13 protein-coding genes are annotated in these 11,974 nt (G+C 61.0%); 10 read left to right on the top strand and 3 right to left on the bottom strand.

Going from position 1 to position 11,974, the window contains the following annotated elements:
* Positions 1–124: 124 nt before the first annotated feature.
* The 7 genes from apaG to APH34_RS22325 all read left to right on the top strand — a co-directional run bounded on the left by apaG (position 125) and on the right by APH34_RS22325 (position 8,084).
* The gene (gene apaG / locus APH34_RS22295) at positions 125–505 is read left to right on the top strand and encodes a Co2+/Mg2+ efflux protein ApaG (protein WP_054902954.1); all 381 of its coding nucleotides are present in this window, start codon (positions 125–127) and stop codon (positions 503–505) included.
* Entirely contained in the window at positions 505–1,371 is an 867-nt protein-coding gene (locus APH34_RS22300) for a symmetrical bis(5'-nucleosyl)-tetraphosphatase (RefSeq protein ID WP_054902955.1), read from the top strand. Before apaG ends, APH34_RS22300 begins: the two co-directional genes overlap by 1 nt.
* A gap of 14 nt (positions 1,372–1,385) precedes the next feature.
* Complete coding sequence (glpE, locus tag APH34_RS22305; RefSeq protein WP_054902956.1) at positions 1,386–1,715, top strand: thiosulfate sulfurtransferase GlpE; 330 nt, start codon at positions 1,386–1,388, stop codon at positions 1,713–1,715.
* A gap of 283 nt (positions 1,716–1,998) precedes the next feature.
* Positions 1,999–3,921, top strand: coding sequence for a PrkA family serine protein kinase (locus tag APH34_RS22310; protein ID WP_008091191.1), 1,923 nt, complete (start codon positions 1,999–2,001; stop codon positions 3,919–3,921).
* A gap of 155 nt (positions 3,922–4,076) precedes the next feature.
* Positions 4,077–5,348, top strand: coding sequence for a YeaH/YhbH family protein (locus tag APH34_RS22315; RefSeq protein ID WP_054902957.1), 1,272 nt, complete (start codon positions 4,077–4,079; stop codon positions 5,346–5,348).
* Positions 5,345–6,913 carry a SpoVR family protein gene (locus tag APH34_RS22320; protein WP_054902958.1) on the top strand — a complete coding sequence of 523 codons (1,569 nt, stop codon included), beginning with the start codon at positions 5,345–5,347 and terminating at the stop codon, positions 6,911–6,913. Before APH34_RS22315 ends, APH34_RS22320 begins: the two co-directional genes overlap by 4 nt.
* A gap of 61 nt (positions 6,914–6,974) precedes the next feature.
* Complete coding sequence (locus APH34_RS22325) at positions 6,975–8,084, top strand: hypothetical protein (protein ID WP_054902959.1); 1,110 nt, start codon at positions 6,975–6,977, stop codon at positions 8,082–8,084.
* A gap of 68 nt (positions 8,085–8,152) precedes the next feature.
* On the opposite strand, the gene folK is transcribed toward APH34_RS22325, so the two are convergent.
* Both folK and folB read right to left on the bottom strand, forming a co-directional pair.
* Positions 8,153–8,662 (bottom strand): 2-amino-4-hydroxy-6-hydroxymethyldihydropteridine diphosphokinase, encoded by a 510-nt coding sequence (gene folK / locus APH34_RS22330; protein ID WP_054902960.1) that lies wholly within the window; start codon positions 8,660–8,662, stop codon positions 8,153–8,155.
* Entirely contained in the window at positions 8,653–9,009 is a 357-nt protein-coding gene (gene folB / locus APH34_RS22335) for a dihydroneopterin aldolase (RefSeq protein WP_054902961.1), read from the bottom strand. The genes folK and folB overlap by 10 nt, the downstream gene beginning before the upstream one ends.
* 74 nt (positions 9,010–9,083) lie before the next feature.
* On the opposite strand from folB, the gene plsY reads away from it, so the two are divergent.
* Entirely contained in the window at positions 9,084–9,653 is a 570-nt protein-coding gene (gene plsY, locus APH34_RS22340) for a glycerol-3-phosphate 1-O-acyltransferase PlsY (protein WP_054902962.1), read from the top strand.
* Positions 9,654–9,667: 14 nt separating this feature from the next.
* On the opposite strand, the gene tsaD is transcribed toward plsY, so the two are convergent.
* On the bottom strand, positions 9,668–10,693 hold the full coding sequence (gene tsaD, locus APH34_RS22345; protein WP_054902963.1) for a tRNA (adenosine(37)-N6)-threonylcarbamoyltransferase complex transferase subunit TsaD: 1,026 nt from the start codon (positions 10,691–10,693) through the stop codon (positions 9,668–9,670).
* A gap of 204 nt (positions 10,694–10,897) precedes the next feature.
* Between tsaD and rpsU the strand changes: the two genes are divergently transcribed.
* A complete protein-coding gene (rpsU, locus tag APH34_RS22350) occupies positions 10,898–11,113 on the top strand; it encodes a 30S ribosomal protein S21 (RefSeq protein WP_003255575.1) in 216 nt (71 codons plus the stop codon).
* 295 nt (positions 11,114–11,408) lie between these two features.
* On the top strand, positions 11,409–11,974 hold a 566-nt coding region (locus tag APH34_RS22355), incomplete at its 3' end, for a DNA primase (protein ID WP_256215859.1).

Genomic DNA, 11,974 nt, shown 5'->3' on the forward strand with positions numbered 1-11,974 from the left:
CGGCCGGTAATGTTCTCCCACACCTGCCAGCCTGCGCCCCTCCCCCACACCACTGGCCCTTCCCCCCGCCAATGGCCTAGACTGCATGAATTGCCGTATTCGCGTGTTTGCTCAAGGCCCCTGCATGTCCGATCCCCGCTATCAAATCGACGTCAGCGTCGTGACCCGCTACCTCAAAGAACAATCCGACCCCGAAAGCAGTCGTTTTGCCTTCGCTTACACCATCACCGTACAGAACAACGGCTCGGTAAAAGCCAAGCTGATGTCTCGCCACTGGCTGATTACCAACGGTGATGGCGAAGTGGAGGAAGTGCGCGGCGCCGGTGTGATCGGGCAGCAACCGACCATCGAACCCGGCCAGAGCCACACCTACAGCAGCGGCGCCGTCATCAGCACCCGCGTTGGCACCATGCAGGGCAGTTATCAGATGTTCGCCGAAGACGGTAAACGCTTCGACGCCGAAATCGCGCCCTTCCGCCTGGCCGTGCCGGGGGCCCTGCACTGATGGCCACCTATGCCGTCGGGGACCTGCAAGGCTGTCTGCAACCCCTCAAATGCCTGCTCGAACGCGTCAAGTTCGACCCCGCCGTGGACCGCCTGTGGCTGGTCGGCGACCTGGTGAACCGGGGTCCCGAGTCGCTGGAAACCCTTCGTTTTCTTTACTCGATCCGCCAGTCACTGGTCTGCGTGCTGGGCAATCATGACCTGCACCTGCTGGCCGCGTGGCATAACGTCGAGCGCCTGAAGAAAAGCGACACGCTGCGCGAGATACTCGAAGCGCCAGATGCCGATCAACTGATGGATTGGCTGCGCCAACAAAAGCTGCTGCACTATGACGAGCCACGGGGCATCGCCCTGGTCCATGCCGGCATTCCGCCGCAGTGGACGCTAGGCAAGGCGTTGGAGCTGGCCGGTGAAGTCGAAGCAGTGCTGCGCGATGACGGGCGGCTGAAGCTCTACCTGGATGGTATGTACGGCAACGAACCGACCAAGTGGAGTAAGAACCTCAGTGGTATCGAGCGCCTGCGGGTGATCACCAATTACCTGACCCGCATGCGCTTCTGCACCGCCGAGGGCAAGCTCGACCTCAAGAGCAAGGAAGGCCTGGGCACGGCACCGAAGGGCTACAAGCCCTGGTACGCGCACAAGGATCGCCGCTCACGCCATGTGCAAATCATCTTCGGCCATTGGGCCGCCCTCGAAGGGCGCGTCGACGAGCCGGGCATCATCGCCTTGGACACCGGCTGCGTATGGGGTGGCACCATGACCCTCTACAACGTCGACAGCGGTGACTATCACCGTTGCGACTGCGCCGACGACGGCACCGTCCGCCCACCGGCGCAACCCGCTAAACTCAACGATCACCCCTGAAGGAAGCCGTCCCCATGAGCGAATTCAAGCGCATCCCTCCCGAGCAGGCGTTGGCTCTGCGCGCGCAAGGTGCGGTCGTCGTCGACATTCGCGACCCGCAAGCCTTTGCCGCCGGCCACATCACCGGCGCCAAGCACCTGGACAACCATAGCGTTGCCGATTTCATCCGCAACGCCGACCTCGATGCCCCCACGTTGGTGGTCTGCTACCACGGCAACTCCAGCCAGAGCGCGGCCGCCTACCTGGTAGGCCAGGGCTTTTCCGAGGTGTACAGCGTCGACGGCGGCTTTGAGCTGTGGCGTGCCACCTACCCGGCCGAGACAGCCCAAGGCGCCGCTGAATAATTTTTTCATTTTTACTGCAGCCCGCGCCCCACGCGGGCTTGCGCCTCACCTGACGAACGGTCGCCAGCAACTTCTCCGCCGCTTGCCCTTGACCTTGCGGATAACCAACTATTCTTAAGCGCAGGCCATCCAAAAAAAGGGGAGAGCCGGTACACCGGCGTGCGGGTCATCGGTAGCGTTACAGGGTGTTCTGGGGGGTATACAGCAATCGGCGAACCCGGTTGCATGCCAGCATCAGCTGACTGATCCGGCGTCGTCTCCACGTATCGAGCGAGGTGACGTCATGAGTATTTTTAGCCACTTCCAACAACGCTTCGAGTCTACGCGCCAGGAAGAACTCTCGCTGCAGGAGTACCTCGAGCTGTGCAAAGAGGATCGCAGTGCCTACGCATCGGCGGCTGAAAGGCTGTTGCTGGCCATCGGTGAGCCGGAACTGATCGACACCTCAAGCAACTCCAGACTGTCGCGGATCTTCTCCAACAAGGTGATCCGTCGGTATCCGGCCTTTGCCGACTTCCATGGCATGGAAGAGTGCATCGACCAGATCGTGTCCTACTTCCGCCATGCCGCCCAAGGCCTGGAAGAGAAGAAACAGATCCTCTACCTGCTGGGCCCGGTAGGTGGCGGTAAATCGTCGCTGGCCGAGAAACTCAAGCAACTGATGGAGAAGGTGCCCTTCTACGCGATCAAGGACTCGCCTGTCTTCGAATCGCCACTGGGCCTGTTCAACGCCACCGAAGATGGCGCTATTCTCGAGGAAGAGTACGGGATCTCCCGACGCTACCTGAACACCATCATGTCGCCATGGGCCACCAAGCGCCTGCAGGAATATGGCGGCGATATCAGCAAATTCAGGGTGGTCAAGCTGTACCCATCGATCCTTAACCAGATCGCCATCGCCAAGACCGAACCAGGCGATGAGAACAACCAGGACATCTCGGCCCTGGTGGGTAAAGTGGATATCCGCAAACTCGAGGAATTCCCGCAGAACGACGCAGACGCCTACAGCTACTCCGGCGCACTGTGCCGGGCCAACCAAGGCCTGATGGAATTCGTCGAAATGTTCAAGGCGCCAATCAAGGTGCTGCACCCATTACTCACCGCCACACAGGAAGGTAACTACAACAGTACCGAAGGGCTGGGCGCCATCCCCTACTCCGGCATCCTGCTGGCCCACTCCAACGAATCGGAGTGGCACACCTTCCGCAACAACAAGAACAACGAGGCATTCATCGACCGGATCTACATCGTCAAAGTACCGTACTGCCTGCGCGTCAGCGACGAGATCAAGATCTACGACAAACTGCTGGTCAACAGTTCGCTGGCCAAGGCCCATTGCGCGCCGGACACGCTCAAGATGCTTGCCCAGTTCACCGTGCTTTCGCGCCTCAAGGAGCCGGAAAACTCCAACATCTACTCCAAGATGCGTGTCTACGACGGGGAAAACCTCAAGGACACCGACCCCAAGGCCAAGTCGATCCAGGAATACCGCGACGCGGCGGGGGTGGACGAGGGCATGAACGGCCTGTCGACCCGCTTCGCCTTCAAGATTCTTTCCAAGGTATTCAACTTCGACCCGCATGAGGTCGCGGCCAACCCGGTGCACCTGCTCTATGTGCTGGAACAGCAGATCGAACAGGAACAGTTCCCAGCCGAAGTGCGCGAACGGTACCTGCGTTACCTCAAGGAATACCTGGCGCCGCGCTATATCGAGTTCATCGGCAAGGAAATCCAGACCGCTTACCTCGAATCGTACAGCGAGTACGGCCAGAACATTTTCGACCGCTATGTGCTGTACGCCGATTTCTGGATCCAGGACCAGGAATACCGCGACCCGGAAACCGGCGAGATCCTCAACCGCATCGCCCTCAACGAAGAGCTGGAGAAGATCGAGAAACCAGCTGGCATCAGCAATCCGAAGGATTTCCGCAACGAGATCGTCAACTTCGTATTGCGAGCCCGTGCCAACAACAATGGCAAGAACCCGAGCTGGCTCAGCTACGAGAAGCTGCGGGTGGTGATCGAGAAGAAAATGTTCTCCAACACCGAAGACCTGCTGCCGGTCATCAGCTTCAATGCCAAGGCCAGCAAGGAGGATCAACAGAAACACAACGACTTCGTCACGCGGATGGTGGAGCGTGGCTATACCGACAAACAGGTGCGCCTGCTGTCGGAATGGTACCTGCGGGTCAGGAAATCGCAATAAAGCGGCGAGCTACAAGCCGCACGCTGCAAGCCGAACGGGGTTGGCGCCCGCGCCCTCACCACGGCTTGCAGCAGCGGTGGCTGCGTTTTCTTGCAGCTTGAAGCTTGTGGCTTGCAGCGCGTTGTTTGCAGCTGCATCCAGTCACCGGAGGGTCCATGAGCTACGTTATCGACCGACGCCTGAACGGCAAGAACAAGAGCACGGTCAACCGCCAGCGCTTTTTGCGGCGGTACCGTGAACACATCAAGAAAGCCGTCGAAGAGGCCGTGAGCCGCCGCTCCATCATGGACATGGAGCATGGCGAGCAGATCAGCATTCCGGGACGGGACATCGATGAACCGGTGCTGCACCATGGCCGAGGCGGCAAGCAGACCATCGTGCACCCAGGCAACAAAGAGTTCACCGCCGGCGAACATATCCCCAGGCCTCAAGGCGGCGGGGGTGGCGGTGGCCGTGGCAAGGCCGGCAACTCCGGCGAGGGCATGGATGACTTTGTCTTCCAGATCACCCAGGAAGAATTCCTCGAATTCATGTTCGAAGACCTCGAACTGCCCAACCTGGTCAAACGCCACCTGACCGGTGCCGATACCTTCAAGACGGTGCGCGCCGGCATCGCCAACGAAGGCAACCCCTCACGTATCAACATCGTCCGCACCCTGCGCTCGGCCCACGCCCGGCGCATCGCCCTGACCGGCAGCAGCCGTGCGCTGCTGCGCGAAGCACAGAAGGAACTGGCCCGGCTGAAAGTCGAAGAACCAGACAACTTCACCGACATCCAGGAAGTGGAGCAGGAAATCGAACGCCTGAAGGCGCGTATCAATCGCCTGCCGTTCCTCGACACCTTCGACCTCAAGTACAACCTGCTGGTCAAGCAGCCCAACCCCAGCTCCAAGGCGGTGATGTTCTGCCTGATGGACGTGTCTGGCTCGATGACCCAGGCTACCAAGGACATCGCCAAACGCTTTTTCATCCTGCTGTACCTGTTCCTCAAACGGAACTATGACCGCATCGAAGTGGTGTTCATCCGCCACCACACCAGTGCTCGCGAAGTCGATGAGGAAGAGTTCTTCTACTCACGGGAAACCGGCGGCACGATCGTTTCCAGCGCGTTGAAGATGATGCAGGAGATCATGGCCGAACGTTACCCGGCCAGTGACTGGAACATCTACGCCGCCCAGGCCTCCGACGGCGACAACTGGAACGACGACTCGCCAATCTGCCGTGAGATCCTCTCCAAGCAGATCATGCCCCACGTGCAGTACTACACTTACGTCGAGATCACCCCGCGTGAACACCAGGCGTTGTGGTATGAGTATGAGCGTATTGGCGAGGCCTTCCCCGACACATTCGCCCAGCAGCAGTTGGTATCGGCCGGCGACATCTACCCGGTCTTCCGTGAACTCTTCCAGCGCAGGTTAGCCACATGACCGCCAGAGCACAGAGACGCCAACCCATTTCCACCGGGTCTGAGTGGACGTTCGAGCTGATCCAGACCTACGACCGGGAAATAAGCCGCCTGGCCGAACGGTACGCCCTGGACACTTACCCCAACCAGATCGAGGTGATCACCGCCGAGCAGATGATGGACGCATACGCCTCCGTCGGCATGCCGCTGGGCTACCACCACTGGTCCTACGGCAAGCAGTTCCTCAGTACCGAGAAGTCCTACAGCCGCGGCCAGATGGGCCTGGCCTACGAGATCGTGATCAACTCCGATCCGTGCATCGCCTACCTGATGGAAGAAAACACCATGTGCATGCAGGCACTGGTGATTGCCCACGCCTGCTACGGCCACAACAGCTTCTTCAAGGGCAACTACCTGTTCCGCACCTGGACCGATGCCAGCTCGATCATCGATTACCTGGTATTCGCCAAGCAGTACATCGCCCAGTGCGAAGAGCGCCATGGCATCGATGCCGTCGAAGACTTGATCGACTCCTGCCATGCCTTGATGAACTACGGCGTCGATCGCTACAAGCGCCCCTACCCGATCTCTGCCGAGGAAGAACGGCGCCGGCAGAAGGAGCGCGAGGAGCACCTGCAACGCCAGATCAACGACCTGTGGCGCACCATACCTAAAGGCGCGGATAAAGGCGGCGAGCGCGATGATGCGCGCTTCCCTGCCGAACCCCAGGAAAACATCCTGTATTTCATCGAAAAACACGCCCCACTGCTCGAGCCCTGGCAGCGTGAGGTGGTGCGTATCGTGCGCAAGATTGCGCAGTACTTCTATCCACAGCGCCAGACGCAAGTGATGAACGAAGGGTGGGCGACCTTCTGGCACTACACCCTGATGAACGACCTGTATGACGAAGGCTTGGTCACCGATGGCTTCATCATGGAGTTTCTCCAGTCGCACACCAGCGTGGTGTTCCAACCGGGCTTCGACAGCCCGTACTACAACGGCATCAACCCGTATGCCCTGGGTTTTGCCATGTACACCGACATTCGCCGCATGTGCGAACACCCCACCGAAGAAGATCGACGTTGGTTCCCCGACATTGCCGGCAGTGACTGGCTATCGACCGTCAAGTTCGCCATGAGCAGCTTCAAGGACGAAAGCTTCATCTTGCAGTACCTGTCGCCCAAAGTGATCCGCGACCTGAAGCTGTTCAGCATTCTCGACGACGACCAGCGGGACGACCTGTTGGTGCCGGCCATCCATGACGAAGCCGGCTACCGAGCCATCCGCGAGCAATTGGCTGCCCAGTACAACCTCGGCAACCGCGAGCCCAACGTGCAGATCTGGAGCATCGACCGCCGTGGCGATCGTTCCCTGACCTTGCGCCACCAGCAGCACAACCGCAAACCGCTGGGTGATTCCACCGAAGAAGTGCTCAAGCACTTGCACCGGCTATGGGGCTTCGACATCCACCTGGAGACGGTTCAAGGCGATCAGGTGGTCAAGACCCACCATATGCCACCGCGCGGCGAGCACGGCGAGAGCGGCGACTATGGACGCATGGACCTGGCCGTGATCCATCACCTCTAAGCGCATGTGCACTACCCTTGCCGCCGACAGGGTATCCTGTCGGCAGTAATGGAGGCTGTACATGCACATCTACAAAGTCGGCGGCGCAGTCCGCGACCGTCTGCTCGGGCGCCCGGTCAGTGATACCGATTGGCTCGTGGTGGGCGCCACCGTCGAGGAAATGCTTGCCAAGGGGTTTCGCCCGGTAGGTGCCGATTTCCCGGTTTTTCTGCATCCCAAGACGGGTGAGGAATACGCCCTGGCGCGTACCGAACGCAAAAGCGGTCGCGGCTACGGCGGTTTTACCTTCCATGCCAGCCCGGACGTGACACTCGAAGAAGACCTGACCCGTCGCGACCTCACCATCAATGCCATGGCTGAGGACGATCAGGGCAATATTCTGGACCCCTATGGTGGTCGAACGGACCTCGAACAACGCGTTCTTCGCCATGTTTCCCCGGCATTCGCCGAAGATCCCTTGCGTGTTCTGCGTGTCGCCCGCTTTGCCGCGCGCTATGCCCCGCTGGGCTTCCAGGTCGCCGATGCAACGCTGGAGCTGATGCGTCAGATCAGCGCTTCGGGCGAACTGCTGGCATTGACCGCCGAACGCAGCTGGAAAGAGATTGAACGGGCGTTGATGGAGGACGAGCCACAGGTGTTCATCGAGGTGCTGCGCGATTGCGGCGCCTTGAAGGCGCTGATGCCTGAACTCGAGACCCCAGCGGCATCGCTGACGGCACTCACGCAGGCCGCCAAGCATCACCTTGCCCTGCCTGTACGCTGGGCGTGCCTGCTGCACGGGCTGGATCTTGCCTCGCTCAAGGCACTCAACCAGCGTTTCAAGGCACCACGGGAGTGCCAGGAATTGGCGATGCTGGTGGGTGAATTCGCTGCGCAGGGGCACAGCGCGTTCGAGCTTGAGCCTGAAGCGTTGCTGGCGCTACTGCAGCGGTTCGACGTGTACAGGCGACCCCAGCGGTTCGAGGATTTTATTACCGCGTGTGAGATGCAAGCGTTGGGAGAGCGACGACCCGATTATCCACAGGCGCAATACCTGCGCGCTGCGGCAGCAGCGGCCAGGGCAGTGGACGTCAAGCCGTTGGTGCAGGCAGGGCTGAAGGGGCAGGCGCTGGGCGAAGCGCTCAAAGCAGAGCGGCTGAAAGCTCTGGAAGCTTACAAGGCCTCTGCATAAACCCGACTTCTAGGGTGCTCACACAGGCCTTTCACGGGCAAGCCGCGAAAGGCCTGGCAAGACGTCGCTCAAGACGGGGTCAGTTGCAGCCCCCGCCACTCAAACGCCACTGGCGCCAAGACCTGCTCGATACGCGCTTCTTGCCACAATTGCGCCATGGGCTTGCCCACCCCTGGGTGCACCAGCTCAGGGGCCAGCAACGACAATGGCCATAGCACGAACGCGTTTTTCAAAATTTCGGCCCTGGGCAACACCAGCCCATCGAACGTACCGTGCAGATCGTCATACATCAGCACATCGATATCCAGCGGCAAGCCCTTGCGGTCAGGCGCATAGCGACCATTGTCAGCTTCGATGAACTTGAGCCGGCGGTCGAGCTCCATCAAGGGCAACGGGGTCTTGCCCGTCACCACAAAATTGATGAACGGCCCGCTCTTGATCCCCACCGCCTGGCTCTCGAACACTGGCGAACAGCGCATGTCGGTAAGGATGCCCGCCAGTGCATCGAGCCCGGCGCACAGATGCGCATGGCGATCGATGTTGCTGCCAAGGCCCAGGTAAACCGTGCTCAAAGACATCCGCGCTCGATCTCCACGCCAACACCGCCACGGGCTGCGGGAACGGCGCCCGGCTTGGTGAGTTTCAGGCGCACCCAGGGAATGTGGAACTCTTCCATCAGGGCGGCGACCAGACGCTCGGCAAAGGTCTCCACCAGTTCGAAGCGCGCCTGCTCGGCAAAGGCCTGGACGCGTGCCGAAACGCTGGCGTAGTCCAGCGCCAGGGTCAGGTCATCGCCGGCCGCCGCCGGGCGATTGTCCCAGGCGAAACTCAGGTCCAGGCGCAGGCACTGACGAATATCCCGTTCCCAGTCGTAGGCACCGATAACGGTATCGACTTCCAGGCCTTCGATGAACACTCTGTCCAAGCACTTCTCTCCACAGCACGACAAGGGCGACGGGCGCCGTTAGAATCAGGGCGTCCTCGCCCGGAATAGTTAGCATGTTTTGGTTACTGGCGTTGCTCGCCTACCTGCTCGGCTCGCTGTCCTTCGCCATCGTCCTCAGCCGCCTCTCGGGCAGCCCGGACCCGCGTTCCAGTGGTTCGGGCAATGCTGGCGCCACCAACATGCTACGCCTGGCGGGCCGTAAAATGGCGATCCTGACCCTGCTTGGCGACCTGTGCAAGGGCTTGTTGCCGGTGTTGCTCGCGCGCCTGGCCGGGCTGGACCTGCAGGAGCAGGCCTGGGTCGGCGTCTGCGCGGTGCTTGGCCACCTGTTTCCTGTGTATTTCCGCTTCCAGGGTGGCAAGGGCGTGGCCACCGCCGCCGGCATGCTCATGGCCCTGTACTTCCCTGCTGCGCTGCTGGCCATCGGTGCCTGGCTGCTGACGTTCTACCTCACCCGCACCAGTTCGCTGGCAGCGCTGGTGGCCACTCCGCTGACCCTGCCACTGCTGGCCTGGCGCGAACCTGAGGCGCTGCTGCCGATCAGCGTGCTCACCGTGATGATCGTCTGGCGGCACCGCAACAATCTGCGCGACCTGTTCGCCGGGCGCGAGCGCCACTTCTGACGCCCGCGCGGCCTTCATACCGGCGGCAACTGTTCCATTGGCCAGCGCGCCTGCACGCTGATCGCCAGGTCCTGTTGCTGCCCGGCCAGCAGCCGCTGGCAGCCGGCATAGGCGATCATTGCGCCATTGTCGGTGCAGAACTTGGGGCGGGCGTAATACACATTGCCTTTGATACCGGCCAGCATGTCCTCCAGGGACGCACGCAACGCCTTGTTGGCGCTTACCCCGCCGGCAATCACCAGGCGCTTGAGGCCCGTTTGCTTCAGCGCGCGCTTGCACTTGATGGTGAGCGTCTCCACCACCGCCGTCTGGAAGGCCAGGGAGACGTCGCAACGGGTTTGTTCGTTGTCGTCACCCGCATTGCGGCACTGCTGCCAGGTGTTCAGGGCAAAGGTCTTCAGGCCACTGAAGCTGAATTCCAGGCCCGGGCGGTCGGTCATCGGCCGCGGGAAAACGAAGCGTCCAGGTACACCCTGTTCGGCGAGGCGGGCAATTTCAGGCCCACCGGGGTAGTTGAGGCCGATCAGCTTGGCGGTCTTGTCGAACGCCTCGCCGGCGGCATCGTCCAGGCTTTCGCCCAACAGCTCGTAGCGGCCGATGCCATCGACGCGCACCAGCTGGGTGTGACCGCCAGAGACCAACAAAGCGACGAACGGGAATGCTGGCGGGTTTTCCTCCAGCATCGGCGCAAGCAGATGGCCTTCCATGTGGTGCACGCCAATCGCCGGAATATCCCAGGCGAACGCCAGGGCCTGGGCGCAGGAGGCGCCGACCAGCAATGCGCCGACCAGGCCAGGCCCGGCGGTGTAGGCGATGGCATCGATCTCGGTGGCCACGCAGCCGGCCTCGTCCAGCACCTGGCGAATGAGCGGCAGCATGCGCTTGACGTGGTCACGCGAGGCAAGCTCGGGCACCACCCCGCCAAAGACACGGTGCAGGTCGATCTGGCTGAACAGCGCATCGGCCAACAAACCGCGTTCGCTGTCGTATAATGCGACGCCGGTTTCGTCGCAGGATGTTTCCAATCCCAGTACTAGCATGGGCTCGTCCCTTGTGGGGGCTGAATTCGAAGCCGCGCATGATAGTCCCCGTGCCGGGTGCCGACCAGCGGTTTTCGATCAGAGGCTTTGCATTCCGGCGTGCTAAGGGTTAACATCCGCAACCCTTGAAAACCGACGTTCTCCAGCACACCTTTGTTTTGCCAGGAGCACGTCTACCCCGGTAATGAATTAAGGTAGCCCTGGATGCCAGCCGTCAAAGTTAAAGAGAACGAACCCTTCGACGTAGCTCTGCGTCGTTTCAAGCGCTCCTGCGAAAAAGCCGGTGTACTGGCTGAAGTTCGTAGCCGCGAGTTTTACGAGAAGCCGACCGCAGAGCGTAAGCGCAAAGCAGCTGCTGCTGTTAAGCGTCACGCCAAGAAAGTTCAGCGCGAACAGCGCCGCGCCGTTCGTCTGTACTAATACAGGCGTTCTACGCAAAGCTTCTGCCCTGCCCGGCTCACCGCCGGGCCGATGGCAGCGGTTTGTTTCAACCTTGAGCAGCTAGCCCAAGGCGCTTGTCGCAACTTGCGGTGGGCAAACAGCGTCAACGCGTCAGAGCTGGTTTCGACCAGTCGTGCACGTCCTCACTGACGAGCCCCCGGTTTAGCTGGTGGCTGCCGACGAGCACACACCTCCTCGCACTTCCCGTAGCAGCACTCGCCCCAACCGGCGCGCTAGCGATTAGACTTGCCAGTTGCCAGATAACGAGACTGCCATGGCCGGGCTGATTCCCCAAAGCTTCATTGACGACCTGATCAACCGCCTCGACATCGTCGATGTGGTGAGTTCACGCGTCCAGCTGAAAAAAGCCGGCAAGAACTACTCCGCCTGCTGCCCGTTTCACAAGGAAAAAACCCCTTCCTTCACGGTCAGCCCTGACAAGCAGTTCTATTACTGCTTCGGCTGTGGTGCCGGCGGCAACGCCCTCGGCTTCGTCATGGACCACGACAACCTGGACTTTCCCCAGGCTGTCGAGGAACTGGCCCGCGCCGCTGGCATGGAGGTACCCCGCGAAGAGGGCCGCCGCGGGCAAAAACCCCGCCAGCCCACCGACTCGCCGCTCTACCCGCTGCTCGACGCCGCCGCAGAGTTCTACCGCCAGGCGTTGCGCAGCCACCCGACCCGCAAGGCAGCGGTGGACTACCTCAAGGGCCGTGGCCTGTCGGGGGAAATCGCTCGCGACTTCGGCCTGGGGTTCGCGCCACCGGGTTGGGACAACCTGCTCAAACACCTGGGCGCCGATACCCTGCAACAAAAGGTGATGATCGACGCCGGCCTGCT

The sequence above is a fragment of the Pseudomonas sp. NBRC 111131 genome, assembly GCF_001320525.1.
Taxonomy (GTDB): Bacteria; Pseudomonadota; Gammaproteobacteria; order Pseudomonadales; family Pseudomonadaceae; genus Aquipseudomonas; species Aquipseudomonas ceruminis.